Genomic DNA, 26,598 nt, shown 5'->3' on the forward strand with positions numbered 1-26,598 from the left:
CAGCCAGCGTCAAGTCGTCTCCCTCGTCCGGTCCGGGCGTCCCGTTGCCGAGGTAGACCAGCCAGCACGACGAATGTTCTTCGGGATGCGCTCCCGGTCGCCCACTCATGTCATCCGAACCTAGTGATTGGGCGCTGTCGCGGCCAGGGGTCGTCCCGCGCTCGCCATATACTCCGACTTCGTCCGCTCCTGGCTCGACCTGCGCGAGGACCGGCTGGTCGTCTGCGCGGTCTTCTTCGGCCATGCCGGCGAGGACGACTCGGTAACTGCCTTCCACACCCCCGCGCCGCGCTGGACACCGTCGTCCACCGAGTCGATTCCTGACCGGCGAACCTGACAGACCCCTGACAGAAGGATTCATCATGAACAACGACAGGATCGTCGTCCTCGACGGTGCCCGCACCCCCATCGGTAGCTTCGGTGGCGTATTCAAGGACGTGCCCGGCCACGAGCTCGGCGCGACCGCCGCCCGGGAGGCGCTGAAGCGCTCGGGGATCGCCCCGGAGCAGATCGAGGAAGTGGTCATGGGGTGCATCGGCCAGGTCGGGCCGGACGCCTACAACGCCCGCCGGGTCGCGATGGCCGCAGGGCTGCCGAAGAACGTGCCGGCCTACACGGTCAACCGGCTCTGCGGCTCCGGCCTGCAGGCGGTCTGGTCGGCGGCGATGGAGATGCGCTGGAACGACCTCGACTTCACCCTCGCCGGCGGCGACGAGTCGATGACCCGGATGCCGTTCTACGACTTCGGGGCCCGCAACGGCTACAAGCTCGGCAACCGCGAGCTGGTCGACGGCACCGTGATGATGCTGACCGACCCGTTCGGCGGCATCCACATGGGCGTCACCGCCGAGAACGTGGCCACCAAGTACGGCGTCTCGCGCGAGGAGCAGGACGAGTTCGCCGTGGAGTCCCAGCGCCGCGCCGCCACCCCCGAGGCGAAGGCTGCCTTCGCCGAGGAGATCGTCGCCGTCGAGGTGGGGGGTCGCAAGCCGTTCACCGCCGAGGTCGACGAGCACCCCAAGCCCGGCACCACCCTGGAGACGCTGGCCGCGCTGCGTCCGGCGTTCGCCAAGGGCGGCTCGGTCACCGCCGGCAACGCCTCGGGGATCAACGACGGTGCCGCCGCGCTGGTGCTGGCCCGCGAGGGTGCCGCCGCCGAGCGCGGGCTCACCGGGCTGGTCTCGATCGAGGCGGTCACCACCGCGGCGATGGAGCCTGAGCTGATGGGCTACGCCCCGACGCTGGCGCTGGCCGCGCTCTTCGAGAAGACCGGGACGACGCCGTCCGACATCGGCATCATCGAGCTCAACGAGGCGTTCGCCTCCCAGGCGGTCGCGGTGATGCGCGACAGCAAGCTCGACCCCGACCAGGTCAACCCCTACGGCGGCGCCATCGCCCTGGGCCACCCGGTGGGCGCCACGGGCGCCAACCTGACGCTGCGGGTCGCGAAGGACATGGTCCGCCGCGACCTCGAGCTCGGCATCGTCACCATGTGCATCGGTGGCGGCCAGGCGCTGGCCGCGCTGTTCCGGAGGGTCTGATGACCGAGGGCGGCCTGGTGACCTATGCGGTCGACGGCGGAGTCGCGCACCTCGGGCTGAACCGTCCCGGGGTGGCCAACACCTTCGACCTGCCGACCGCGCAGGCCTTCGCCGAGGCCGTCCGGCGCGCCGGGGCGGACCAGGACGTGCGCGCGGTGCTGGTCACCGGCGCCGGTCCCCGGTTCTGCGCCGGCGGCGACGTGGCCTCGTTCGTCGCGGCCGACGACCGGGCGGCGTACCTGCACGAGCTCGCGCTGGAGCTCGACGTCGCCCTGCAGGCGCTGGCGGCGCTGCCCAAGCCCGTGGTCGCGGCCGTGCAGGGCGCGGTCGCCGGCGCCGGGCTGGCCCTGATGCTCAGCTGTGACGTGATCGTCGCGGCCGAGGGCACGAAGTTCGTCTTCGCCTACCCCGGCATCGGGCTCACCCCCGACTGCGGGGTCTCCTACCTGCTGCCGCGGGCCGTCGGTCAGCAGCGGGCGCTGGGCTTCGCGCTCAGCGGGCGGCCGATCACCGCCGAGGTGGCCCTCGACTGGGGCCTGGTCACCGAGGTCGCGGCCGACGCCGCGGCCCGGGCCACCGAGGTCGTCGCCGGCCTCGCCGCGGGTCCGGCGGTCGCGCTGGGCCAGGCCCGGCGGCTGCTCCGGGCCGGCTGGGAGCTGGACCGGGCCGCCACCGGTGCGGAGGAGGCCCGCACCATCAGTGCCAGCGTCTCCGGTCCCGAGGCCACCGAGCTGATCGCGCGCTTCGTGGCACGCTGAGCCAGCCGCCGAGCCCACCCTTCACCGATCTCACCCCGAGGAGCACCCGTGTCCGAAGTCCTGACCGTCGAGCGTGAGGGCCACGTGGAGACCTGGACCCTCAACATGCCCGAGAAGCGCAACCCCATCTCGGGCGCCGACGTGGTCGAGGCGTTCGTGGCCAACACGGGCCGGGTCGAGCTCGACCTGGACGTCCGCTGCGTCATCCTCACCGGCTCCGGCTCGGCGTTCTCCGCCGGTGGCGACGTGCAGGCGATGGCCGAGGGCCAGGGGATGTTCGGCGGGTCGCCGTTCGAGCAGCGCAACGGCTACCGCCAGGGGATCCAGCGGATCCCGCTGGCGATGCAGGCGTGCGAGGTCCCGATGATCGCGGCCATCAACGGGCCGGCGGTGGGTGCGGGGTGCGACCTGGCCCTGATGTGCGACCTGCGGATCGCCTCGGAGAAGGCCTTCTTCGCCGAGTCCTTCGCCCAGCTCGGGCTGATCCCGGGCGACGGGGGCGCGTGGCTGCTCAGCCGCGCGATCGGGCCCGCCCGGGCGGCCGAGATGGCGCTGACCGGAGACCGGGTCGACGCCGCGACCGCGCTGGAGTGGGGCCTGGTCTCCCGGGTCACCGCCCCCGAGGACCTGATGGACCAGGCCCGGGCGCTCGCCGCGCGGGTGGCCAAGAACCCCGCGCACGCCCTGCGGATGGCCAAGAAGCTGCTGCGCGAGTCCCAGCAGCGTGACCTGGCCGGGGTGCTGGAGCTCAGCGCGGCCTACCAGGCGCTGGCCCACCACACCGACGAGCACCGCGCCGCGGTGGACGCCTTCGTCAGCCGCCGGCGATGAGTGCTCCCGGCGGACCTCGTCCGAGAGGCGGATGCCCCGAGCTGGATGTGGCGCCGGTCACCTATTGAGTGATATCATGCGCATAGATACGCGCGCCTTTCTACGAGCAGGAGACAGCGGCATGACGGAACTGAGCACGCAGACGATCGCCATCCTCGGCGGCACCGGACCCCAGGGGCGGGGCCTGGCGCGACGCTTCGCCACCGCCGGCCTGACCGTGGTCCTCGGCAGCCGGGCCGCGGAGAAGGCCGAGCAGGCCGCGGCCGAGCTGGCTGAGGCCACCGGTGGGGCCGTCTCCGGGGCGGCCAACGCCGACGCCGCCGCGGCGGGCGACCTGGTGCTGGTCGTGGTGCCGTGGGACGGTCACGCCGAGCTGCTGCGCGAGCTGAAGCCGCACCTGGACGGCAAGATCGTGGTGGACTGCGTCAACCCGCTGGGGTTCGACAAGCAGGGGGCCTACGCGCTGCCCGTCGAGGAGGGGTCCGCCACCCAGCAGGCGGCCGCGATCCTGACCGAGTCCACCGTGGTGGGTGCCTTCCACAACGTCAGCGCCGTGCTGCTGGAGGACCCCGAGGTCTCCTCGGTCGACACCGACGTGCTGGTGCTCGGTGACGAGCGCGAGGCCACCGACCTGGTCCAGGCCCTGGCCGACGCGGTGCCCGGCATGCGCGGGGTGTACGCCGGTCGCCGGCGCAACGCCCACCAGGTCGAGGCGCTGACCGCCAACCTGATCGCGATCAACCGCCGCTACAAGGCGCACGCAGGGGTCCGCATCACCGATGTCTGACCGGAGGACGGGCGAGCCGCTCTCCCTGGTCATCCCGGTCAAGGAGACCTGGCGGGCCAAGTCCCGCCTGGCGCTGGACCCGGCGGTCAGGCCCCTGGTGGCGCGACGGGTCGCCCTGGCCACCACCCAGGCCGCCCTGGACGCGAGCGCCGTGGGCACGGTGTGGGTGGTGACCCGGGACGAGCAGGTGGCCGCCCTGGTGCGCGAGCTCGGCGCCGAGGTGGTGCCGGAGGTGGGCGTCTCGGGGCTCAACGCCGCCGCTGACCTCGGCCGCCGCGCCGCCCTCGACGCCCGTCCGCACGCGCCCGTAGGGATCCTGGTCGCCGACCTGCCGCTGCTCCGCTCGGCGGACCTCGACCTCGCGGTCGCGGAGTTCCGCAGCCACGGGGAGCCGATGCGGGTCTCGGACCACCACGACGTCGGCACCACGCTGCTGGTGCAGGGACCGCGGGACTGGCCCGGCATCGGCTTCGGGGGGCGCTCCGCCGAGCTCCACCTCCGGCTGGGCTACCGGCCCTGGGCCGACGCGCCCGACGGGCTGCGCCGCGACCTGGACACCCTCGACGACCTGGCCCTGGTCCGTGCGCGCTCCGACGACACCGCCCGCACCCTGCGCGACCTGGTGCCGAGGCTCGGCCCCGCCTCGGTCTGAGCGGGCTCAGGCGCTCGCGCGCCGTACCAGCGTGGGCGGGATGATCACCTTCATCGGCCGGGCGCTCCCGGAGGCGTCGATCTGCTCCAGCAGCAGGCGGGTGGCCCGCTCGGCCATCTCCTCCACGGGCTGCCGCATCGTGGTCAGCGGCGGGGTGGTGCGCTCGGCGACGCCCAGGTCGTCGTAGCCGACCACCGCGACGTCGTCGGGGACGCGCCGTCCCGAGGCGCTCAGCACCCGGAGCGCGCCCGCGGCCATCAGGTCCGAGGCCACCACCAGCCCGTCCAGGTCCGGGTGTGCGGCGAGCAGTGCCTCGGTGGCCCGCTCACCGCTCTCGGCGGTGAAGTCGCCGTGCTCGACCGCGTCGTCGGTCAGGCCGGCCTCGGCCATCGCCTGCCGCCACCCGGTGAGCCGGTCCTGGCCGGCGGTCATGTCGCGCGGACCGGCGACGGTGCCGATCCGGCGGCAGCCCCGGTCCACCAGCACCTGGGTGGCCTCCCGGGCGCCGGTGGTGTTGTCCACGTCGACGTAGGCCACGCGGTCGCCGCCCGCCCACGGCCGGCCGCCGAAGACGCACGGCAGGTCCAGTTCGGCCAGCTGCTCGGCGAGGCCGTCGTCGCGGTGGTGGGAGACCACCAGGGCGCCGTCGACGTGCCGGTTGCGCAGGTAGCGCAGGGTCCGGGTGGTCGAGGCCCCCGGCCGGGACAGCAGCAGCACCAGCTGCAGGTCCCGCTCGCCCAGCACCCGGGTCACCCCACGCAGGGTGCCGGCGAAGAACGGGTCGGAGAAGACCCGCTCGTCCGGCTCCGGGACCACCACGGCGACCGAGTCGGTACGCCGGGTGACCAGGCTGCGAGCCGCCGGGTTGGGCAGGTAGCCGAGGGTGCGCACCGCCGCGTCCACCGACGCCTGCGCCCTGGCGCTGACCCGCTGGCCGCCGTTGATCGCGCGCGACGCCGTGGCCCGGGACACCCCCGCCACCTGCGCCACCTCGTCCAGGGTGGGCGACCCGTTCGACCCGTTCACGGGCCTCACGGTAGCCACTGTGGGTCGTCCGCCGCGGGCAGGCTCCCGGTACGGGCCACCTCGGCGTACCAGTGGGCGCTCGACTTCGGCGTACGACGCTGGTCGGCGTAGTCGACGTGCACCAGGCCGAACCGCTTGGCGTAGCCGAAGGCCCACTCGAAGTTGTCCATCAGCGACCAGTGGAAGAAGCCGCGCACGTCGACGCCGTCGGCGAGCGCCCGCTGCACCCCGCTCAGGTAGGCGTGCAGGAAGGCGATCCGGTCCACGTCGTGCACCCGGCCGTCGGGACCGGCGACGTCGGGGTAGGCCGCGCCGGTCTCGGTGAGGTAGAGCGGCAGCTCCGGGTGCTCGGTGTGCAGCCGGACCAGCAGCCGGTGCAGCCCGTCGGGCTGCACCTCCCAGCCCATGTCGGTCACCGGCAGGTCCCGACTGGGGAAGGTGACGAACTCCGAGCCCACGAACGGTGAGAGCGCGACCCGGGCGGGCTTGTCGGCGTCGCGCGCCATCACGTCGCTGTGCTGGTGCCCGGAGACGGCGTTGCCGTGGTAGAAGTTCACGCCCAGCAGGTCCAGGGGAGTGCTGACCAGGGCGAGGTCGCCGTCGTGCACCACGTCGGTCCACGGCCGGCCCTGCCAGCGCAGGTGCCCGGTGTCGCCGAGCAGGTCCTCGGGGTAGTGCCCGCGGGTGATCGGGTCCAGGAAGAGCCGGTTGTGCAGCGCGTCGACCCGGCGGGCGGCGTCCACGTCGACCGGGTCCGCTGGGTCGTGCGGGTCCGCGACGGTGAAGTTGAGGCTGACCCCGAGCCGTTCGTCCCCGCCCCGGCCGCGCAGCGCGTCGACCACCAGTCCGTGGCCCAGCAGCAGGTGGTGGGCGGCGACCAGGCCCGCGACCCCGTCCTGGCGACCCGGCGCGTGGTGCCCCGCGGCGTACCCCAGCAGGGCGACGCAGAACGGCTCGTTGAGGGTGGTCCAGGTGGGCACCCGGTCGCCCAGCACGTCGTGCACCGAGAGGGCGTAGTCGGCGAACCGGTGGGCGGTGTCGCGGTTGGTCCAGCCGCCGGCGTCCTCCAGCGCCTGGGGCAGGTCCCAGTGGTAGAGCGTCAGCCAGGGCGCGATCCCGTGGCCCAGCAGCTCGTCGACCAGCCGGTCGTAGAACGCGAGGCCGGCGGGGTTGACCGGACCGCCGTCCGGGCGCACCCGGGGCCAGGCGACGGAGAAGCGGTAGGAGCCCAGCCCCAGCTCCGACATCATCGCCACGTCGGCCGGCATCCGGTGGTAGTGGTCGCAGGCGACGTCGCCGTTGTCGTCGTTGAGCACCGCTCCCGGGGTGTGGGAGAAGGTGTCCCAGATCGAGGGCGTGCGGCCGTCCTCCGCCACGGCGCCCTCGATCTGGTACGACGCGGTGGCGGCGCCCCAGACGAAGTCGGCGGGGAAGCGTGCGCTCTGGTGCGCGCTGGTGCGGGGTCCGGGGCGTTCGGCGTGAAGGGTCATCCCTTGACGGCTCCTTGCATGATGCCGGCGACCAGCTGGCGACCGGTGAGGACGAACAGGGCGAGCAGCGGGAGGGAGGCGAGCGTGGTGCCGGCCAGCACCAGGCTGTAGTCGACGTAGTAGCCGCTCTGCAGCTGCTGGAGGGCGATCTGCACGGTCGGGTTGCTCGCCGGGAGCACGATCAGCGGCCAGAAGAAGTCGGTCCAGGTGGCCATGAAGGTGAACAGCCACAGGATTGCCGCGGCCGGGCGCGCCGCGGGGACCGCGACGGTCCAGAACGTCCGGGCCATCGAGCAGCCGTCCATCCGGGCGGCCTCGATCAGCTCGTCCGGCACCGCGTCGAGCAGGTACTGGCGCATGAAGAAGACCCCGAAGGCGGTCACCATGCCGGGCACGATCAGCGCCCACAGGGAGCCCACCCAGCCCAGCTTGGCCATCACGATGAACAGCGGGATCACCCCGAGCTGGGTGGGCACGGCCAAGGTGGCGACCACGAAGACCATCAGCGCGTTGCGGCCCCGGAAGGCCAGCTTGGCGAAGGCGAAGCCGGCCAGGGTGGAGAAGAGGACCACCGAGGTGGCGACCGTGCCGGAGACGAGCAGGCTGTTGCCCAGGGCCTTCCAGAACGGCACCGCGTCGATGGCGCGCTGGGCGTTCTCCAGGAAGTGGCCGCCCGGGATCAGCGGCGGCACTCGGCCCATGAGGTCCTCGCGGCGGTGCGAGCCGACCAGGAACGACCAGTAGAGCGGGGCGCAGGCGCCCAGCACGAAGGCCGTCAGCAGACCGTAGACGAGGAATCCGGGTCGGCGCGTCATGGTGTGCCCCTGCCCCGCCGGGCCCGGCCGTGCGGTCTGCCGGCGAGCGAGCCCGCGCGCTGGCTGAGCAGCAGGTTGAGCAGGGCGAAGACGACGATGATCAGGAACAGCAGCCAGGCCACGGCCGAGGCCATGCCCAGGTCGCGGACCCGCCAGCCGAGCTCCCACAGGTACATGGTCAGCGTCTGGTACTGCCGGTCCGAGCCGCCGAGGCCGCGGGTGTCGAAGAGCCGCGGCTCGGTGAAGATCTGCAGCCCGCCGATGGTGGAGGTGATGATCACGAAGAGCAGCGTGGGACGGATCATCGGCAGCGTGATCGAGACGAACTGCCGCACCTTGCCGGCCCCGTCCAGGGACGCCGACTCGTAGAGGTCGCGGGGCACCGCCTGCATCGCGGCCAGGAAGATCAGCGCGTTGTAGCCGGTCCAGCGCCAGTTGACCATCGAGGCGATCGCGAGGTGGCTGGCCAGGGTGTTGGTGTGCCACCCGATCGCGCCGACGCCGAGCGTCTCGAGCGCCGAGTTGACCAGGCCGTAGCGGTCGCCGAAGATGTTGCCGAAGATCAGCGCGACCGCCGCCGGGGCCACCACGAACGGGAGCATCACGCTCATCCGCCACAGGGTCCGGCCACGCAGCTGGGTGTCCAGCAGCCCGGCCAGGCAGAGCGCGATCAGCACCTGCGGCACCGAGGAGAGCACGAAGATGCTCATCGTGTTGCGCAGAGCGTTCCAGAAGTAGCGGTCCGCGAGCACCCGGCGGTAGTTCTCCAGCCCGGCGAACTCACCCTGCCCGCTGAGCAGGCTCCACTGGTGGACCGAGACGAAGGCGGTGTAGAGCAGCGGGAAGAGCCCGACCACGGCGAAGAGCAGGAAGAACGGCGAGATGTAGAGGTAGGGCGCGGTGCGCGCCTCGAGCCGGAAGAACCTGCTGCGCCTCGAGCTCGGACGTCGGGCCGCGGCGACCGGCGTACGGGCGCCCTGCTCCCCGGTGTGCTGCCCGGTGTCCTTCCCGGCGTCTCTCCCGGTGCCCGGGCGCGGGTCGTCCGGGCCACCGGCCGGGGAGGGGGTCACACCCTCCCCGGCCGGGGTTCCGGTCGCCCGGTCCGGGCGACTGCTGGACTCCAGCGTCATGGGATCGGGTCAGCCCAGCCGCTCGACGTCGGCCAGGAACGAGTCCCATGCCTCGTCGGGTGACTCCTGGTCCTCGTCAACCCGCTGGATGGCCTGCTGGAAGGCGGTGTTGATGTCGGCGAACTTCGGGCCCTTGTAGGGGACGAACTCGATCGCCTTGGCCTGCTGCACCAGGATCTGGCCGACGGGCGCGTTGTTGAAGAACTCGCGCTCGCTGTCCACCACGACCGGGTCCTCCAGCGCTGCGACCTGGCTGGGGAACGTGGCCTTGGCGGTGTAGGCCTTGGCCTGCTGCTCGGGAGCGGTGAGCCACTTGGCCAGCGCGATCGCCTCCTCCTGGTGCTTGCCCTGCACGGGAACGGTCAGGTATGAGCCGCCCCACACCCCGGGGCCGCCGGGGAAGACACCGGCGACGTCCCAGCCCTGGACGCCCTCGGAGTTGCCCTCGATCACCCCGAGCATCCAGCCGGGGCAGGCCATGGTGGCGAAGGCGTCCTTCTGGAACGCCGACACCCAGTCCTCCTCCCACTGGGGGAGACGGGTGGACAGGCCCGCCTCGGAGTAGGAGGTGACGGTGTCGAAGATGCGCTTCACGTCCGGGTTGTCCGCTGCGATGACGTTGTCGTCCTCGTCCTCGAACGTGTACTGCGTCTGGTTGACCATCGCCTGCGCGGTGCCGCCGGAGGAGTCGTACCAGGCGGCGCCCGGGACCTTCTTCACGAAGTCGCTGCCAACGTCGAAGTAGTCCTCCCAGGTGGTGAAGAGCTTGGCCACCTGCTCGCGGTCGGTGGGCAGCCCGGCCTTCTTGAAGAGGTCGGCGCGGTAGCAGAGGGCCTGGGGGCCGACGTCGGTGCCGTAGCCGATGAGCTTGCCGTCGTCGGCGGTGGCGGCCTCGGTCTTCCAGTCCAGCCAGCGGCCCTCGACCTCGGGGTCGGTGAGGTCGACGAAGGCGTCGGACTCCTGCTTCAGGGCGGCCAGCCAGTCGACCTCGATCGCCTCGATGTCGGAGAGGCCCGACCCGGCGGCAAGCTTGGTGTAGAGGTTGTCCTGGTGCTCGTTGGCCTGGCCGGCCTTCTTCTGCTCGACCACCACCTTGTCCTGCATCGAGTTGTACTCCTCGATGAGTCCCTCGTAGCCGAACTCGTTGAAGGTGGCCACGGTGAGCTTGATCTTGCCGTCGCTCGTCTCATCACCGTCGTCCCCGCCGCACGCGGCCGTGGCCGTGAGCATGAGCGCCACCAGGGCGCCCGTGGCGACGCGGGTCCGTCGCCTCTTCGATGTCTGCACCGTGGTCTCCTGACGTCGTGGTGGTGGCGCTCGCCGGATGAGATTCATGGAAGCGCTTCCACTCTCTTCTTCCAGGCACCATGACAGGCGTCACATCTGGATGTCAATGCTCGCGTAGATGTGCTTGTAGAAATGTGAGAGCGCTTCCACTAGACGCCTCGTCCTGCGCGTCGTACCGTGGCTGGGGGAGCCCTCCGGCAGCGCGTCGGAGACCTCGGCGAAGGGAACCAGGCGACATGGCACAGGTGCGGTTCGAGCAGGCGGAGCATCGCTATCCCGGTGCCGACCGGCCGGCGGTCCAGGCCCTGGACCTCGAGGTCGAGGACGGGGAGTTCATGGTGCTGGTCGGCCCCTCGGGGTGCGGCAAGTCCACCTCGCTGCGGATGCTCGCGGGGCTGGAGGAGTGCACCTCGGGGCGGATCCTGATCGGCGGGCGCGACGTGACCACGGAGGTGCCCAAGGACCGCGACATCGCGATGGTCTTCCAGAACTACGCGCTCTACCCGCACATGAGCGTGGCCGACAACATGGCCTTCGCCCTCAAGGTGGCCCGGGTGCCCCGCGAGGAACGGGTACGCCGGGTCCGGGAGGCCGCGCAGCTCCTCGACCTCGTCGACCAGCTCGACCGCAAGCCCAAGGCGCTCTCCGGCGGACAGCGGCAGCGGGTCGCGATGGGGCGGGCCATCGTCCGCCAGCCCCAGGTGTTCTGCATGGACGAGCCGCTGAGCAACCTCGACGCCAAGCTGCGCGTCTCCACCCGCACCCAGGTCGCGGCGCTGCAGCAGCGCCTGGGCACCACCACCGTCTACGTCACCCACGACCAGACCGAGGCGATGACGATGGGGGACCGGGTCGCGGTGCTCAAGGACGGGCGGCTGCAGCAGGTCGACACCCCCCTCGCCCTCTACGACCGTCCCGTCAACCTGTTCGTCGCCGGCTTCATCGGGTCGCCGGCGATGAACCTGCTGCCCGCCAAGGTCGCCGACTCGCTGGCCTGGATCGGCGGGTACGCCGTGCCCCTGAAGCGCGACGTCGCTGCCCGTGCGGGAGATCAGGTCACCCTGGGCGTGCGGCCGCACGCCTGGCGGGTGGTGGGGCCCGAGGAGCCCGGCGTCGGCGCGACGGTCACCGTGATCGAGGAGCTCGGCTCGGACGCCTTCCTCTACGCGCTGCGCGACGACGCGGCCGCCGAGGAGCTGCCCGCACCGGTCGTCGTACGGCTGGAGGGGCGTCAGCCGCTGGCCAAGGGCGACCACGTCCAGCTCGCGGTGGACCCGGACGCGCTGCACGTCTTCGACCCCGCCTCCGGCGCCCGGCTCTCGGCCTGAGCGAGCTGCTGCACGAGGTGCTGCGCGACGCCACCGGGCGGCGGTGCGCCACCGGGCGCCCCCGGGCGCCACTGTGCGCAATGCCGCGCCACCGGGTCGCGACAGCGCTAGCGTTCACCTGTGCGGACGGACTGGGTTCCTGTCTCCGCGGCCGCCCTGGTCACCGGGGCCACCGCGTTGTTCGTCGGCGCGCAGCTGACCCCCCGACCCGACGGGGACGGTGAGCTGCTGCGCCTGGCCGGCGAGCACACCGACCGGTCCGGGATCCTGGCGGTGCTGCTCACGGTGGCCGCGATCGGCCTGGTCATCGGCATGCCCTCCCTGTTCACCCTCTTCCAGCGACGGGGGTTCCACACCGGCCTGTGTGCGGCGGTGCTGCTCTCCGTCGGCGCGGTGCTGCTCGCGGCCTTCGCCCAGGTGCTCGTCGTCTTCCGCAGTCTCACGGTCAACGACGCCGTCACCCCGGAGGCGATCGAGGCGGTGGCCAACGACGGCCTCCAGCAGTCGATGGTGCTCGGCGGGTTCGCGGTGTTCTACCTCGGCGAGCTGCTGCTCGCCCTCGCCCTGCTGCGCGCGCGCACCACGCCGGTGTGGGTCCCGTGGGCGTTCGTGCTGCACGTGGTGTGCGGACCGCTCGGTCAGGCGGTGCTGCCCGAAGGGTGGCGCGGACTGGGCTCGGTCCTCATGGTCGCCGGCTTCGCCGGGGTCGCGGTGGCGGCCAACCAGCAGGGCCGCGGCTGAGCGAAGTCCCGACCCGGACCCCTTGCCGGGGCGGGCCCGTGGCGTGAAGATCGGGGTGGGTCCTCGCGGCCCCCTCATCCTCGGGAGGACGCATGACGACGAACACCCAGGTCCCGGTGCAGCCTTCGGGCCCCCCGTCCCGGATGACGCCCCGGTCGATGCTCGTCTGGGGTGCCGTCGCGGTGGTCGGCGCGGTCTGCTGGGTGGTGCTGGCCGTCTCGCGCGGGGAGGAGGTCTCCGCCCTGTGGGTGCTCTTCGCGGCACTGTGCTCCTACGCCATCGCCTACCGGTTCTACGCCCGTTTCATCGCCTACAAGGTGCTCGGCGTGGACGACACCCGGGCCACGCCGGCGGAGCGCTACCAGAACGGGCGCGACTTCGACGTCACCGACCGGCACGTGCTCTTCGGCCACCACTTCGCCGCCATCGCCGGTGCCGGCCCGTTGGTCGGCCCGGTGCTGGCGGCGCAGATGGGCTACCTGCCCGGCACCATCTGGATCATCGTCGGGGTGATCCTGGCCGGGGCCGTGCAGGACATGGTGGTGCTGTTCTTCTCGATGCGCCGCGACGGCAAGAGCCTGGGCCAGATGGTGCGCGAGGAGATCGGCGTGGTCGGCGGGATCGCCGCCCTGATCGCCGTCTTCGCGATCATGATCATCATCCTGGCGGTGCTGGCGCTGGTGGTGGTCAACGCGCTGGCCGAGTCTCCCTGGGGGGTCTTCTCGATCGGCCTGACCATCCCCATCGCCCTGTTCATGGGGTTCTACCTGCGCCACCTGCGGCCGGGCCGGGTCTCCGAGGTCACCCTGATCGGGGTGGTGCTGCTGCTCGCGGCCATCGTCGGCGGGGGGTACGTCGACCAGCTGGGGCTCGAGGGGGCGCTCACCCTGTCCAAGGAGCAGCTCACGCTCGCGCTGGTGGTCTACGGGTTCGTCGCCTCCATCCTGCCGGTGTGGATGCTGCTGACCCCGCGCGACTACCTGTCGACGTTCATGAAGGTCGGGGTGATCGTGCTGCTCGCGGTCGGGCTGGTGCTGGCGGCCCCGTCGCTGCAGCAGGAGGCCGTGACCGAGTTCGCGCGCGAGGGCAACGGGCCGGTCTTCGCGGGCAAGCTGTTCCCGTTCGTCTTCATCACCATCGCCTGTGGCGCGCTGTCGGGCTTCCACGCGCTCATCTCCTCGGGGACCACGCCCAAGATGGTCGCCAAGGAGAGCCAGGTCCGGATGATCGGCTACGGCGGGATGCTGATGGAGTCCTTCGTGGCGATCAGCGCCCTGATCGCGGCCTGCGTCATCGACCCCGGCCTCTACTTCGCCATCAACTCACCCGCCGGGGCGACCGGGGCCGACCCCGCCACGGCGGCGGAGTTCGTGGGCAGCCTGGGGTTCACCATCACCGCCGACGACCTCCGGGCGGCCGCCGCGGCGGTGGAGGAGCAGACGCTCATCTCCCGCACCGGGGGCGCCCCGACGCTGGCCTTCGGCATGTCGCAGGTGTTCACCGACGCGTTCGGCGGCGGGCTGGCGGCCTTCTGGTACCACTTCGCGATCATGTTCGAGGCGCTGTTCATCCTCACTGCGGTCGACGCCGGCACCCGGGTCGGGCGGTTCATGCTGCAGGACACCGTGGGCAACCTGTGGCCCCGGTACGCCGACCTCTCCTGGAAGCCCGCGTCGTGGTCGGCCAGCGCGGTGGTGGTCGGGCTGTGGGGCTACATGCTCTACGTCGGGGTCACTGACCCGCTCGGCGGCATCAACCAGCTCTTCCCGCTCTTCGGCATCGCCAACCAGCTCCTCGCCGCCATCGCACTCACCCTGTGCGTCACCCTGCTGATCAAGCACGGCAAGGCCAAGTGGACCTGGGTGCCGGGGATCGGCCTGGCCTGGGACCTCATCGTCACCATGACCGCCAGCTGGCAGAAGGTCTTCTCCGACAACCCGGCGCTGGGCTACTTCAGCCAGCGCTCCCGCTACGCCGACGCCCGGGACGCCGGAGAGCTGCTGGCTCCCGCCACCAGCGCCGACGAGATGGACCAGATCATCTTCAACTCCACCCTCAACGGCACCCTGCAGGCGATCTTCGCGATCCTGGTGCTGGTGGTGGTGGCCAACGCGGTGGTGATCTGGGTCAAGGGGGTGCGGGCCGGCGGGCTGCCGACCACCGAGGTGCCGAAGCAGGAGTCGCAGATCGTGGCCCCCTCCGACTTCCTGGCGACGGCGCAGGAGAAGCAGGCCGTGCGGGAGTGGGAGGAGCGGCGCCAGCTCGCGGGGACGGGGGAGCGGACATGACGGCGCTGTCCCGGCTGCGCTGGTACGTCCGCCAGCTCACCGGCGAGGCCAAGTGGGACGAGTACGTCGCCCAGTGCGGCCGCGCGGACGTGGTGCCGGTCTCGCGGCGGGAGTTCGAGCGGGCCCGCGACCACGAGCGGGAGCACGCCGCGGGGGCTCGCTGCTGCTGAGAGCCCCCGCGCCTGCCGGGGTGGGTCAGCGCGGCGCCATCCGCAGCGCGCCGTCCATCCGGACGACCTCGCCGTTGAGGTAGTCGTGCTCGACCATGGCCAGCGCGAGCTGGGCGTACTCGTCCGGTCGGCCCAGCCGCTGCGGGAACGGCACGCCCGAGGCGAGACCGGCGCGGAACTCCTCCGAGACGGTCGCCAGCATCGGGGTCTCGATGATGCCCGGGGCGATGGTGAGCACCCGGATCCCGAACTGGGCGAGGTCGCGCGCGGCCGGCAGGGTCAGCCCGACCACGCCGCCCTTGGAGGAGGCGTACGCCGCCTGGCCGACCTGGCCGTCGTACGCGGCGATCGAGGCGGTGTTGATGACCACGCCCCGCGCCCCGTCCGCCAGCGGCTCGGTCTGCGCGATCTGCTCCGCGGCCAGCGTCATCACGTTGAACGTGCCGATCAGGTTGACCTGCACGACCTTCGCGTAGAAGGCGAGGTCGTGGGGGCCCTTGCGGCCCAGGATCCGCATCGAGGGCCCGATGCCGGCGCAGTTGACCACCGTGCGCAGCGGTACGCCGGAGGCGGAGGCGGTCGCGACCGCGGCGGCGACCTGGTCGGGGTCGGTCACGTCGACGCCGACGTAGGTCACGCCGGCGACCTCGGGGGCGTCCTCGATGGCCTGGGGCAGGTCGAAGGCGAAGACCTGCGCGCCCTTGGCGGCGAGCGCGGCGGCGGTGGCGGCGCCGAGGCCGGAGGCGCCGCCGGTGACGATCGCGGCGGTGTCGTTGAGCTGCACGGTGGGTGTTCTCCTGTGGTGGTGGGGGAGGGGTGGTGGGTCAGGCGTGGGTGATGGTGCCGCGGTCGTCCTTGGCCAGTGAGCGGGAGATGACCATCCGCTGGATCTGGTTGGTGCCCTCGAAGATCTGCATCACCTTCGCCTCGCGCATGTAGCGCTCCACCGGGAAGTCACGGGTGTAGCCGTAGCCTCCGAGCACCTGCACGGCATCGGTGGTCACCTTCATGGCGTTGTCCGTGGCCACCATCTTGGCAATGGACGCCTCGCGGGAGAACGGCAGCCCGGCGTCCTTGAGGCGGGCCGCGTGCAGCACCGTGGCGCGCGCGGACTGCACCGCGGCCTCCATGTCGGCCAGCACGAAGGCCAGCCCCTGGTGCTCGATGATCGGCTTGCCGAAGGTCTCCCGCTCGCGGGCGTAGGCGACCGCCTGGTCCAGCGCGCCCTGCGCGAGCCCGGTCGCCACCGCGGCGATGCCGAGACGGCCCGAGTCGAGCCCGCCCAGCGCGATGCGCAGGCCCTCGCCCTCGGCCCCGAGTCGGCGCTCGACGGGGATCCGCACGTCCTCGAAGCGCATGGTGGCGGTGTGGGAGCCGGTCAAGCCCATCTTCCGCTCCGGGGCGTCGGCGCTCAGGCCCGGGGTGTCGGCGGGGACCAGGAAGCAGGAGATGCCGTGGCGGTCCCCCGGCTCCCCAGCGGTGCGCGCCATCACCTTGTAGAAGTCGGCCTGCCCGCCGTGGGTGGTCCACGCCTTGGCGCCGTTGAGCACGTAGTCGTCGCCGTCGCGCCGGGCCGTGGTGCGCATCGCGGCCGGGTCGGAGCCGGCGTGCGCCTCGGAGAGGCAGTACGCGCCGAGCAGGCCGCCACCGAGCATGTCGGGCAGCCACTGCCGCTTCTGCTCCTCGGTGCCGAAGCTCACCAGGCCGAAGCAGGACAGGGCGTGCACCGAGACGCCGACCCCGACCGAGGACCAGACCGCGGCGATCTCCTCCAGCACCTGGAGGTAGACCTCGTAGGGCTGACCGCCGCCGCCGTGCTCCTCGGCGTACGGCAGGCCGAGCACGCCGACCTCGCCCAGCAGCCGGAAGACCTCGCGGGGGAAGGTCTCGGTCGCCTCGGCCTCGGCGCTGCGGGGCGCGAGCTCCTCGGCGGCCAGTCGGCGCACGAGCTTGAGCAGCTCGGCGGCCTCCTCGGTGGGCAGTCGACGCGTGGCGGTCATGGCTTCTCCTGGACAGCGTGGCGGTGATGGAACGGAAGCGATACTGTAGCGCAGCCTTCCGTATCATTTCTGGTACCAATCTCTAGGAGCTGCCATGACGCCCGACGAGCGCGTGACCGATCTGCTGGCCACCTTCGACGCCCCCGGCCTCGTGGTCGCCGACCTGCTCTGCGACCGGCACCCGGTCGACCAGGTCGCCTTCACCGTCGTGCAGCCCGACCTCAGCCCGCGCGACCTGACCTACGGCGAGCTCGCCGAGAGCTCGCGCCGGTTCGCGGCAGCCCTGGTCGCCCAGGGGATCGAGCCCGGTGACCGGGTCGCGACGCTGATGGGCAAGTCGGCCGACTTCGTGACCACGGTGCTGGGCATCTGGCGTGCCGGTGCCGTGCACGTGCCGCTCTTCACCGCCTTCGCCACCCCGGCGATCGCGCTGCGGCTGGCCGGTGCGCAGGCCAAGCTCGTCGTGGCCGACGCGGGGCAGCGCGCCAAGCTGCTGCCCGGCGACGACCTTCCCGCCGTCGTCGACTGGCGCGTGGTGGTGGCCGGGGGCGCCGGCGAGGACGGCGACCTGCGCCTGGACCGGCTGCTCGCCGAGACCGACCCCGGCCGGGCTCCAGTGGTCCCGGTGGACGGCTCCGCCGAGCTCGTCCGGCTCTTCACCAGCGGCACCACCGGCACGCCCAAGGGGGTGCCCATCCCGGTCCGCGCCCTGGCCGCCTTCGTCGCCTACCTCGACTACGGCCTCGACGTCAGTGACGACGACGTCTACTGGAACGCCGCGGACCCCGGGTGGGCCTTCGGGCTCTACTACGGCATCGCCGCGCCGCTGGCCTCGGGCCGGCGCAACATCCTGCTGCAGGCGGGGTTCTCCCCGGAGACCACCTGGGAGGTCATCCGGCGGCTGGGGGTCACCAACCTGGCGGCCGCGCCGACCGTGTTCCGCACCCTGCGCAGCGCCGACGTGCCCGCCCCCGAAGGGCTCCGGCTGCGCCGGGCCACCTCGGCGGGGGAGCCGCTGAACCCCGACATGGTCAGCTGGGGGGCGCAGGTGCTGGGCTGCGAGATCCACGACACCTACGGCCAGACCGAGCTGGGCATGTCCATCGTCAACGGCTGGCACGACGACGTGCGCCGGCCCGTCAAGCCGGGGTCGATGGGACGCCCCATGCCGGGCTGGTCCGCGGCGGTGCTGGGCAGCGACTCCGACGAGGCCGCCGCCCCCGGCGAGCAGGGGCGGGTTGCCATCGACCTGGCCGGCAGCCCCCTGATGTGGTTCACCGGCTACGTCGACGCCCCGGACAAGACCGCGGAGCGGTTCAGCCCCGACGGCCGCTGGTACCACACCGGGGACGCCGGCCGGGCCGACGAGGACGGGGACTTCTTCTTCGCCTCGCGCGACGACGACGTGATCATCATGGCGGGCTACCGGATCGGCCCGTTCGAGATCGAGAGCGTGCTGGTCGCCGACGACCGGGTCGCGGAGGCCGCGGTCATCGGGGTGCCCGATGAGCTGCGCGGAGAGGTGGTCGAGGCCTTCGTGGTGCTGGCCGGCGGGGTGGAGGCGACCGAGGAGCTGGGACGTGAGCTGCAGCAGCGGGTGAAGACCAAGCTCGCCGCCCACCTCTTCCCGCGGGCGGTCCACTTCGTCGAGGAGCTCCCCAAGACCCCCTCGGGCAAGATCCAGCGCTTCCACCTGCGCCAGGCGCGCGCCGAGCAGGTCCGGTCCGGCTCGTGACCCCGGTCGCGTCGCGCCGGCGGCGTACGGCTCGTCAGCAGGACCTGCTGGCCCGGCTGGTGGAGCTGATGACCGCCGAGGGGTTCGCCGAGTTCACCCTCGACGACCTGGCCGCGCGGCTGCGGTGCTCCAAGACGACCCTCTACGCCCTGGCCGCCTCCAAGGCCGAGCTCGAGGTCGAGGTGGTGCGGGAGTACTTCCGCGAGGCGGTGCCCGCGGTGGAGGCCCGGGTGGCGGCCACCGAGGACCCGGCGGAGCGGGTCACCGCCTACCTGCTCGCCGTCGCGGACTACCTGCGGCCGGTCTCGCGGGAGTTCCTGGAGGACCTGCTCGCGACCCGGGCCACCGCCGAGCTCTACCAGCGCAACACCGCCGCCGCGGCGGCGCGGATCCGGGAGCTGGTCGGCGAGGGCATCGAGGCCGGGGCCTTCCGCTCGGTCAACGCCGCGTTCGTGGCCGAGATGGTCGCGGCCACCATGGCGGCGATCCAGGGCGGTGAGATGTCGGCGCGCGCCGGGCTGACCGACGCCGAGGCGTACGCCGAGCTGGCGTCCCTGGTGGTGCACGCCCTGACTGCCGGGGCCGAGTGAGGGGCGGCCCGGTCAGCGGTCACCTGTGTGAGGCGGGACCCGCGCACGTGACCGAGACCCTAGCGGGCCGCCGAGGCGTCGTGGGGCTGGTCGATCGCTCCCCGGACGCACGAAGGCCCGCCACGCAGCAGCGTGACGGGCCTCCTCGAGCGCGGCTCAGCTCTTGGCGGCCTTGCGGGCCCGCGAAGCGGTCTTGGCGCGGTCGTTCGCGTTGAGCACCAGCTTGCGGATGCGCGCGGCCTCCGGGGTGACCTCGACGCACTCGTCCTCGCGGCAGAACTCCAGGCACTGCTCGAGGGAGAGCAGGCGCGGCGGGATCAGCTTCTCGAAGTTGTCGGAGGTGGCGGACCGGATGTTGGTCTGCTGCTTCTCCTTGGTGATGTTGACGTCCATGTCGTCGGCGCGGGAGTTCTCCCCGACGATCATGCCTTCGTAGACCTCGGTGGCGGGCTCCACGAACATGGTGCCGCGCTCCTGCAGCGACGTCATGGCGTACGCGGTGGCGGCGCCGGCCCGGTCGGCCACGAGCGAGCCCGAGGCGCGCGAGCGGATCTCGCCGGCCCACGGCTCGTACCGCTCGAAGACGTGGGCGGCCATGCCGGTGCCGCGGGTCTCGGTGAGGAACTCGGTGCGGAAGCCGATCAGGCCTCGTGCCGGCACCAGGAACTCCATCCGCACCCAGCCGGTGCCGTGGTTGGTCATCTGCTCCATGCGGCCCTTGCGGGTGGCGAGCAGCTCGGTGATGGCGCCGAGGTACTCCTCGGGGGCGTCGATGGTCAGGCGCTCGACGGGCTCGTGCAGCTTGCCGTTGATCTCCTTGGTGACCACCTGCGGCTTGCCGACGGTGAGCTCGAAGCCCTCGCGGCGCATCTGCTCGACCAGGATGGCCAGCGCCAGCTCGCCACGGCCCTGGACCTCCCAGGCGTCGGGACGCTCGGTGGGCAGCACCCGGAGCGAGACGTTGCCGACGAGCTCGGCGTCGAGGCGGTCCTTGACCAGGCGCGCGGTGACCTTGGAGCCCTTGAGACGGCCGACCAGCGGGGAGGTGTTGGTGCCGATGGTCATCGAGATGGCGGGCTCGTCGACGGTGATCAGCGGCAGCGCCACCGGGTTCTCGGCGTCGGCCAGGGTCTCGCCGATCATGATGTCGGGGATGCCCGCGATGGCCACGATGTCGCCGGGGCCGGCGTGGGTGCCGGGCACCCGGTCCAGGCCCTCGGTGATCAGCAGCTCGGAGATCTTGACGTTCTTGACGGTGCCGTCGGCCTTCATCCAGGCGACGGTCTGGCCCTTGTTGATCTCGCCCTCGTGGATGCGCAGCAGCGCCAGCCGGCCGAGGAACGGCGAGGAGTCGAGGTTGGTGACGTGCGCCTGCAGCGGCTTGCCCTCGGTGTAGGTCGGAGCCGGGATGGTGTCCAGGATCGTCTTGAAGAGCGGCTCGAGGCTGTCGCCGTCGGGCAGGGTGCCGTTCTCGGGCTTGGTCAGCGAGGCGATGCCGGCCTTGCCGGAGGCGTAGACGACGGGGAAGTCCAGCGCGTCCTGGCTGTGGCTCTCGTCGAGCAGGTCCATGAAGAGCTCGTAGGTCTCGTCCACGACCTCGTCGATCCGGGCGTCGCCACGGTCGACCTTGTTGACGACCAGCACGACGGGCATGTCGGCGTTGAGCGCCTTGCGCAGCACGAAGCGGGTCTGGGGGAGCGGGCCCTCGGACGCGTCGACCAGCAGCACGATGCCGTCGACCATGGACAGGCCGCGCTCGACCTCGCCACCGAAGTCGGCGTGGCCGGGGGTGTCGATGATGTTGATGGTCATGCCCTCGGGGAACGACGGGCCGGTGTAGTGCACGGCCGTGTTCTTCGCGAGGATGGTGATGCCCTTCTCGCGCTCGAGGTCACCCGAGTCCATGACGCGCTCTGCGACGCTCTCGGCCTGGTGCACCGAGAAGGCGCCGGCCTGGCGCAGCATGGCGTCGACGAGGGTGGTCTTGCCGTGGTCGACGTGGGCGACGATGGCAACATTGCGCAGGTCGTTCCTGCGGGTGGAAGACATAAAGGGTACGGCGTCACTTTCGGGTGGAGTCGTGGGCCCGATCGGACCACCCGCCATTCTAGGGGCCGGTCAAGTCTCACGCCGAACCATCGACGGCGCCGCGGGAGGGACGGTCCGTCCTGGTCCGTCCCGGCGCGGGCGAGCGTGCGCGCCCGGCGCGGGTCCTAGGCTGGCTCCATGCGGCTACGACCGGGGCGACCCGACCTGAGCAGGTACGCCGAGCTGGTCGACGTACCGGCGGCTGCCCCCCAGGCACCACTCAGCGTCTCCTGGCTCGGCGTCAGCACCGTGCTGGTCACGGACGGGGAGTCCTCCCTGCTGACCGACGGCTTCTTCTCCCGGCCCGGTCTGGTCAAGGTGGGGCTGGGCCGGCTGCGGCCCGACGTGGCCCGCATCGACGAGGCGCTGGCCCGCGCCGGCATCGACCGGCTCGACGCGGTGCTGCCCGTGCACACCCACTACGACCACGTCCTGGACTCGGCCACGGTGGCGCTGCGCACCGGGGCGGTGGTGGTCGGCGGCACCTCCGCCGCGCACATCGCCCGCGGGCACGGCCTGCCGTCCTCGCGGATCGTCACCGCGGAGGCCGGGACGCCGTACGTCCTCGGTTCCTTCGAGGTCACCCTGGTCGCCGGCGAGCACTGTCCTCCGGACCGCTTCCCGGGCGCCATCACCGGGCCGGTGCTCCGCGACGCCCGTGCGTCGGCGTACAAGTGCGGGGAGGCGTGGTCCACCCTGGTCCACCACCTCCCGAGCGGACGGCGGCTGCTGGTCCAGGGCAGCGCCGGCTGTGTGCCCGGGGCCCTGGCGGGGCACGCCGCCGAGGTCGCCTACCTCGGCATCGGACAGCTCGGGCTGATGGACGCCGACTACACCGAGCGCTACTGGGACGAGACCGTGGGCCGCGTCGGCGCCCGGTCGGTGGTGCTCGTGCACTGGGACGACTTCTTCTCCCCGCTGACCGCGCCGCTGCGCGGCCTGCCGTACGCCGGGGACGACCTCGACGTCTCCATCGCCCGGCTGCGCCGCCTCGCGGCGCGCGACGCCGTCTCGCTGCACCTGCCCACGCTGTGGGAGCGTGCCGACCCCTGGAAAGGACTGGCCGACTGATGAGGAACCCCCGCGTGCTCGTGGTCGAGCACCACGCCGAGTGCCCGCCCGCCCTGCTCGGCGAGTGGCTGGCCGAGGCCGGATGCGAGCTGGAGCTCTGCCGGCCCTGGGCTGGAGACGCCTTGCCCGAGGTCACGGCGTACGACGGCCTGCTGGTGCTGGGTGGGGAGATGGGCGCCAACGACGACGACCGGCACTGGTGGCTCACACCGGTCAAGGAGCTGGTGCGGGCGGCCGGGGAGGCGGGCGTGCCGACCCTGGGGATCTGCCTGGGTCACCAGCTGATGGCGGTGGCCCTCGGCGGCCGGGTGGCGCGCAACCCCGCCGGTCAGACCATCGGGCTGCAGACGGTCGGCTGGCAGGAGGCGGCCTCCCGGGACGCGCTGGCCGGCTCCCTGGGCGCGACCGCCCGCGGGGTGCACTGGAACAGCGACGTCGTCACCGAGCTGCCCCCGGGCGCCAAGGTGCTGGCCCGGACCGAGGACGGCGCGCCCCAGGTGGTCCGCTACGCGGAGCGGGCCTGGGGCCTCCAGCTGCATCCCGAGGCCGACGAGCACGTGGTGGGCCGTTGGGCCGACGGCGACCGTGCCGACCACCTGGCGCGGGGCATCGACTCGGGCGAGGCGCTGGCGGAGATCGCCGCAGCGCGCGACGAGCTGGCGGCCACCTGGCAGCCGCTGGCCCGCTCCTTCGCCGCGATCGCCGCGATCGCCGCCGGGACCCGGGCGAGGGAAGCTTCGTGCTCGCGGCCCTGACCGGCATGGGGCTGTCGGCGGCAGCCGGGCTGAACGCCTACATCCCGTTCCTGGTGGTCGCCCTGGTCGCCCGCTTCACCGACGTCATCACCCTGCCCGCGGCCTACGCGTGGATCGAGTCCGGCTGGGCGATCGGGATAGGCGCGCTGCTGCTCCTGGTAGAGGTGGTGCTGGACAAGGTCGCCCTGGTCGACACCGTCAACGACGCGATCCAGACCTTCGTCCGGCCCGCCACGGGTGGGCTGATCTTCGCGGCGACGGCCGCCGCGGACGACCTCGAGCAGAGCTCAGGTCTGCTGGCGGAGAACCCGTGGATCGCGGTCGTGCTCGGGGTGCTGCTCTCCGGCGTCGTGCACGGCGCCAAGGCCACCGTGCGTCCCGCCATCGACGCCGGCTCCTTGGGGACCGCGACCCCGGTGGTCTCCGCGGCGGAGGACGGCGCCTCGGTGGGCCTGTCGCTGGTGGCCGTCTTCTGGCCGGTCCTGGTGATCTTCGCCCTGTTCGGGCTGCTCGCAGCACTGGTGTGGCTGCTCGTGCTGGTGCGAGGCTGGCGACAGCGCCGCCGGGCCCGGGCCGGGGGCTAGGAGAAGATCGGGGCCCCGTGATGCAGACCTGCAGCTTCGTGCCGCCGTACCTCTTGGCGCGGATCAGCCAGAGCCGGGATCCGGCGGCGACGAGCTGCGCCGAGACGATGCGGGTCGACGAGAGGTTCCGCGCCAGCCGCCGTACGGCGGACGAGGCGGAGGGGCTCCGGGTGCACAGCACCGTCCTCGGCGCCGCGCCCGGCGAGCCGGCGCCCCCGGCCTGGACGGTGCACGACGCCGAGTCGGGCACCCGGCTGCCGGGCACCCCGGTGCGGGCGGCCGGCGAGCCCGCCACCGGCGACGCGGCCGTCGACGAGGCGGCGAGCGGGATCGAGGCCACCCTGCGGCTCTTCGCCGAGGCCTTCGGGCGCAGGTCCTACGACGACGAGGGCTCGGAGGTCACCCTCACCGTGCACTACCGCGAGAACTACGACAACGCCTTCTGGGACGGGCGCCAGCTGGTCTTCGGCGACGGCGACGGCCGCGTCTTCGAGCGGTTCACCAAGGCGGTGGACGTGCTGGGCCACGAGTTCGGGCACGCCGTCACCGAGCGCAGCGCCCGGCTGGACTACCAGGGTCCCAGCGGTGCGCTCAACGAGTCGGTCTCCGACGTCTTCGGCACCTGTCTGCTGCAGTGGCTCGCCGGCCAGGACGTGGAGCAGGGGACATGGCTGATCGGGCAGGGGCTGTTCCGGCCCGGCATCGCGGCTCGGGCGCTGCGCGACCTGGCCGCGCCCGGCACGGCGTACGACGACCCGCTGCTGGGTCGCGACCCGCAGGTGGCTCACCTGGCCGACTACGTGGAGACCCAGGACGACAACGGGGGAGTGCACATCAACTCCGGCATCCCCAACCGCGCCTTCCACCTGGCGGCCACCGGCCTGGGCGGGCGGGTGTGGGAGCGCGCCGGCCTGGTCTGGTACGCCGCCCTCACCGGTGGCGGGCTCGAGCCGGACAGCGGCTTCGCCTCCTTCGCCCGGGTCTGCGTCGATGCCGCGGAGCGCGTGCTGTCGGCCGCGGACGCCCAGGTGGTGGCCGAGGCCTGGGCCCAGGTGGGGGTCACCCCGGGCCGGGCCGGCGCCCCGGTTGCTGTCGCGGTCCCCGAGGCGGCGCCGGCACCCTCCGGGCTGCTGCGGGTACGCCGCACCGGCGGCTTCGCCGGGCTGACCACCGTCGCGGAGCTCGACCTGGACGCGGACCAGGAGGGGGGCGACTCCAGGATCGCGGAGGCTCGGAGCCTGCTGCCCGCACTGGAGCCCGCGCAGGTCGCCGATCAGCCGCCCGCACCGGACATGTTCGTCTACGTCTTCGAGCTGCCCGGACGCGCCGCGATCACCGTGCCCGAGCCCCAGCTCACGCCCGAGCAGGGCAGGCTGGCCGCGCTGGTGCTCTCCGAGGGCGGCGGCGCGCCGGACCGGTCGGGCGGGACGAGCTAGTTCGGCGCGACCTCGAGGGGTGCGTCGCTGAGGGCCCGGTCCAGGGCGGCCTTGACGTGCAGGGTGGTGCAGCCCAGCACCGGGATCTCCACGTCGGCCTGCCGCACCAGCAGCTCGAGCTCGGTGCAACCGAGGATGACGCCCCCGGCGCCGGCGTCCCACAGCTGCTCGATGATCTCCACGACCTCGCGGCGCGAGGTGTCGCTGACCTTCCCGTGCACCAGCTCGTCGTAGATGATCCGGTTGATCGTCTCGTGGTGCTCATCCGCCGGCACGTGCACCTGCAGGCCGTGGGTCGCGATCCGGTCGGTGAAGAACGAGCGCGACATGGTGAACGAGGTGCCGAGCAGGCCCACCGACTCCAGCCGGTGCTCCTGGCACGCGTCGGCGACCACGTCGGCCAGGTGCAGCAGCGGGATGTCGATCGCCTGCTCCACCTGCTCCGCGACCCGGTGGAAGGCAGTGGTGCAGAGCAGCAGGAAGTCCGCCCCCGCACGCTCCACGCCCTGCGCGGCCGTCGCCAGGATCTGCGCGACCTCGTCCCAGCGCTCCTGCTGCTGCAGGGCGGTGACCTCGGCGAAGTCCACCGAGGTCAGGACCGTGCGCGCCGAGGAGAGCCCGCCGAGGCGCGACTCCACTCCCTCGTTGAGCTGCTGGTAGTACACCGCGCTGGATTCCCAGCTCATGCCGCCGATGAGTCCGATGGTCTTCACGGGGCTCAGTCTTGCAGGTTCACCGGCTGCCCGGTGAAACCGAGTCACACCCGGTGCACCTTGTGCTGAGCCGCCTGCGCCCGCGGCTTGATCACCAGCTCGTCGATGTTGACGTGCGAGGGGCGGGTCGCGATCCAGGCGATGGCGTCGGCGACGTCGTCGGCGACCAGGGGGTCGGGTACGCCGTCGTACACCGCCGCGGCGCGGGAGGCGTCACCGCCGAAGCGGACCAGGGAGAACTCCTCGGTGGCGACCATGCCCGGTGCCACCTCGCTGATCCGGATGGGCTCGCCGTTGAGCTCCAGGCGCAGCGTCTCGGTGAGCACCTTCAGCCCGTGCTTGGCGGCGGTGTAGCCGGCGCCGCCCTCGTAGGCGACGCGGCCCGCGGTCGAGCCGACGTTGACGATGACCGCGTCTCCGGAGGCGCGCAGCGCGGGCAGAAGGGCCTGGGTCACGCGCAGCACGCCGAGCACGTTGACGTCGTACATCCGCTGCCACTGGTCGGGGTCCGCCGCGTCGACCGGGTCCAGCCCGAACGCGCCGCCGGCGTTGTTGACCAGGACCTCCAGCTGCGGTCCGACGGCCTTCGCCAGCCCGGCCACCGACTCCGCGGAGGTGACGTCGCAGGCCACCGCGGTGCCACCGATCTCGTTGGCCAGGGCGGTGAGCTGCTCGAACCTGCGCGCCGCGCAGACGACGTGGAAGCCCTGGGCGGCCAGCGCCCGCGCGGTGGCGGCGCCGATCCCGCTGCTGGCCCCGGTGACCACTGCCGTGCGCTGAAT

The 26,598-nt window shown here is 72.4% G+C and carries 25 protein-coding genes; 15 read left to right on the forward strand and 10 right to left on the reverse strand.

The features are described 5' to 3' along the window. Positions 1–362: 362 nt before the first annotated feature. The 5 genes from C5H89_RS15030 (at position 363) to C5H89_RS15050 (ending at position 4,569) form a co-directional block, all read left to right on the forward strand. Positions 363–1,541 carry a thiolase family protein gene (locus C5H89_RS15030; protein WP_104107803.1) on the forward strand — a complete coding sequence of 393 codons (1,179 nt, stop codon included), beginning with the start codon at positions 363–365 and terminating at the stop codon, positions 1,539–1,541. Further along, on the forward strand, positions 1,541–2,299 hold the full coding sequence (locus tag C5H89_RS15035) for an enoyl-CoA hydratase/isomerase family protein (protein ID WP_104107804.1): 759 nt from the start codon (positions 1,541–1,543) through the stop codon (positions 2,297–2,299). Before C5H89_RS15030 ends, C5H89_RS15035 begins: the two co-directional genes overlap by 1 nt. 48 nt (positions 2,300–2,347) lie before the next feature. Continuing rightward, positions 2,348–3,130 carry a crotonase/enoyl-CoA hydratase family protein gene (locus tag C5H89_RS15040; RefSeq protein ID WP_104107805.1) on the forward strand — a complete coding sequence of 261 codons (783 nt, stop codon included), beginning with the start codon at positions 2,348–2,350 and terminating at the stop codon, positions 3,128–3,130. Between the two features lie 121 nt (positions 3,131–3,251). Continuing rightward, on the forward strand, positions 3,252–3,917 hold the full coding sequence (gene npdG, locus C5H89_RS15045) for an NADPH-dependent F420 reductase (RefSeq protein ID WP_104107806.1): 666 nt from the start codon (positions 3,252–3,254) through the stop codon (positions 3,915–3,917). Continuing rightward, positions 3,910–4,569, forward strand: a complete 660-nt coding sequence (locus C5H89_RS15050) for an NTP transferase domain-containing protein (RefSeq protein ID WP_104107807.1) — start codon at positions 3,910–3,912, stop codon at positions 4,567–4,569. The genes npdG and C5H89_RS15050 overlap by 8 nt, the downstream gene beginning before the upstream one ends. Positions 4,570–4,575: 6 nt before the next feature. On the opposite strand, the gene C5H89_RS15055 is transcribed toward C5H89_RS15050, so the two are convergent. The 5 genes from C5H89_RS15055 to C5H89_RS15075 are packed head-to-tail and all read right to left on the reverse strand — an operon-like array spanning position 4,576 to position 10,317. Then, positions 4,576–5,595 (reverse strand): LacI family DNA-binding transcriptional regulator, encoded by a 1,020-nt coding sequence (locus tag C5H89_RS15055; RefSeq protein ID WP_104107808.1) that lies wholly within the window; start codon positions 5,593–5,595, stop codon positions 4,576–4,578. Positions 5,596–5,600: 5 nt separating this feature from the next. Then, positions 5,601–7,085: a GH1 family beta-glucosidase gene (locus C5H89_RS15060; protein WP_104107809.1), complete on the reverse strand. Its 1,485-nt coding sequence runs from the start codon at positions 7,083–7,085 to the stop codon at positions 5,601–5,603. After that, the gene (locus C5H89_RS15065) at positions 7,082–7,900 is read right to left on the reverse strand and encodes a carbohydrate ABC transporter permease (protein ID WP_104107810.1); all 819 of its coding nucleotides are present in this window, start codon (positions 7,898–7,900) and stop codon (positions 7,082–7,084) included. The genes C5H89_RS15060 and C5H89_RS15065 overlap by 4 nt, the downstream gene beginning before the upstream one ends. After that, a complete protein-coding gene (locus C5H89_RS15070) occupies positions 7,897–9,030 on the reverse strand; it encodes a sugar ABC transporter permease (protein ID WP_104107811.1) in 1,134 nt (377 codons plus the stop codon). The genes C5H89_RS15065 and C5H89_RS15070 overlap by 4 nt, the downstream gene beginning before the upstream one ends. 9 nt (positions 9,031–9,039) lie before the next feature. Next, entirely contained in the window at positions 9,040–10,317 is a 1,278-nt protein-coding gene (locus C5H89_RS15075) for an extracellular solute-binding protein (RefSeq protein WP_205305060.1), read from the reverse strand. A 236-nt stretch (positions 10,318–10,553) separates the two neighbouring features. Here C5H89_RS15075 and ugpC point away from each other — a divergent pair, with 236 nt between their 5' ends. From ugpC to C5H89_RS15095, 4 genes are all read left to right on the forward strand, one after another. After that, positions 10,554–11,645 (forward strand): sn-glycerol-3-phosphate ABC transporter ATP-binding protein UgpC, encoded by a 1,092-nt coding sequence (gene ugpC, locus C5H89_RS15080; RefSeq protein WP_104107813.1) that lies wholly within the window; start codon positions 10,554–10,556, stop codon positions 11,643–11,645. Positions 11,646–11,765: 120 nt separating this feature from the next. Continuing rightward, on the forward strand, positions 11,766–12,386 hold the full coding sequence (locus C5H89_RS15085; protein WP_104107814.1) for a hypothetical protein: 621 nt from the start codon (positions 11,766–11,768) through the stop codon (positions 12,384–12,386). Between the two features lie 92 nt (positions 12,387–12,478). Beyond that, entirely contained in the window at positions 12,479–14,674 is a 2,196-nt protein-coding gene (locus tag C5H89_RS15090) for a carbon starvation CstA family protein (protein ID WP_205305061.1), read from the forward strand. After that, positions 14,671–14,844, forward strand: coding sequence for a YbdD/YjiX family protein (locus C5H89_RS15095; RefSeq protein WP_104107816.1), 174 nt, complete (start codon positions 14,671–14,673; stop codon positions 14,842–14,844). Before C5H89_RS15090 ends, C5H89_RS15095 begins: the two co-directional genes overlap by 4 nt. Positions 14,845–14,869: 25 nt before the next feature. On the opposite strand, the gene C5H89_RS15100 is transcribed toward C5H89_RS15095, so the two are convergent. Beyond that, positions 14,870–15,628 carry an SDR family NAD(P)-dependent oxidoreductase gene (locus tag C5H89_RS15100; RefSeq protein ID WP_104107817.1) on the reverse strand — a complete coding sequence of 253 codons (759 nt, stop codon included), beginning with the start codon at positions 15,626–15,628 and terminating at the stop codon, positions 14,870–14,872. A gap of 40 nt (positions 15,629–15,668) precedes the next feature. After that, positions 15,669–16,844, reverse strand: a complete 1,176-nt coding sequence (locus C5H89_RS15105) for an acyl-CoA dehydrogenase family protein (protein WP_104107818.1) — start codon at positions 16,842–16,844, stop codon at positions 15,669–15,671. Positions 16,845–16,938: 94 nt separating this feature from the next. Between C5H89_RS15105 and C5H89_RS15110 the strand changes: the two genes are divergently transcribed. Beyond that, positions 16,939–18,579, forward strand: a complete 1,641-nt coding sequence (locus C5H89_RS15110) for an AMP-binding protein (protein ID WP_104107819.1) — start codon at positions 16,939–16,941, stop codon at positions 18,577–18,579. Further along, the gene (locus tag C5H89_RS15115) at positions 18,576–19,169 is read left to right on the forward strand and encodes a TetR family transcriptional regulator (RefSeq protein ID WP_240181888.1); all 594 of its coding nucleotides are present in this window, start codon (positions 18,576–18,578) and stop codon (positions 19,167–19,169) included. The genes C5H89_RS15110 and C5H89_RS15115 overlap by 4 nt, the downstream gene beginning before the upstream one ends. A 156-nt stretch (positions 19,170–19,325) precedes the next feature. Here C5H89_RS15115 and typA read toward each other — a convergent pair whose 3' ends face one another. Beyond that, positions 19,326–21,218: a translational GTPase TypA gene (gene typA / locus C5H89_RS15120; RefSeq protein ID WP_104107820.1), complete on the reverse strand. Its 1,893-nt coding sequence runs from the start codon at positions 21,216–21,218 to the stop codon at positions 19,326–19,328. A 177-nt stretch (positions 21,219–21,395) separates the two neighbouring features. On the opposite strand from typA, the gene C5H89_RS15125 reads away from it, so the two are divergent. Genes C5H89_RS15125 through C5H89_RS15140 form a run of 4 tightly spaced genes read left to right on the forward strand, consistent with a single transcriptional unit; the run spans position 21,396 to position 25,103 of the window. After that, positions 21,396–22,328, forward strand: a complete 933-nt coding sequence (locus C5H89_RS15125) for an MBL fold metallo-hydrolase (protein ID WP_104107821.1) — start codon at positions 21,396–21,398, stop codon at positions 22,326–22,328. Beyond that, positions 22,328–23,083 carry a type 1 glutamine amidotransferase gene (locus tag C5H89_RS15130; protein WP_104107822.1) on the forward strand — a complete coding sequence of 252 codons (756 nt, stop codon included), beginning with the start codon at positions 22,328–22,330 and terminating at the stop codon, positions 23,081–23,083. Before C5H89_RS15125 ends, C5H89_RS15130 begins: the two co-directional genes overlap by 1 nt. Beyond that, positions 23,068–23,667, forward strand: coding sequence for a DUF4126 domain-containing protein (locus C5H89_RS15135; protein WP_104107823.1), 600 nt, complete (start codon positions 23,068–23,070; stop codon positions 23,665–23,667). Before C5H89_RS15130 ends, C5H89_RS15135 begins: the two co-directional genes overlap by 16 nt. A gap of 20 nt (positions 23,668–23,687) precedes the next feature. Further along, on the forward strand, positions 23,688–25,103 hold the full coding sequence (locus tag C5H89_RS15140; protein ID WP_104107824.1) for a protealysin inhibitor emfourin: 1,416 nt from the start codon (positions 23,688–23,690) through the stop codon (positions 25,101–25,103). On the opposite strand, the gene C5H89_RS15145 is transcribed toward C5H89_RS15140, so the two are convergent. Both C5H89_RS15145 and C5H89_RS15150 read right to left on the reverse strand, forming a co-directional pair. After that, entirely contained in the window at positions 25,100–25,816 is a 717-nt protein-coding gene (locus tag C5H89_RS15145; RefSeq protein WP_104107825.1) for an aspartate/glutamate racemase family protein, read from the reverse strand. The genes C5H89_RS15140 and C5H89_RS15145 overlap by 4 nt on opposite strands. A 44-nt stretch (positions 25,817–25,860) precedes the next feature. Continuing rightward, a complete protein-coding gene (locus C5H89_RS15150) occupies positions 25,861–26,598 on the reverse strand; it encodes an SDR family NAD(P)-dependent oxidoreductase (RefSeq protein ID WP_104107983.1) in 738 nt (245 codons plus the stop codon).

The sequence above is a fragment of the Nocardioides sp. 616 genome (assembly GCF_002930065.1).
Lineage (GTDB): Bacteria > Actinomycetota > Actinomycetes > Propionibacteriales > Nocardioidaceae > Nocardioides > Nocardioides houyundeii.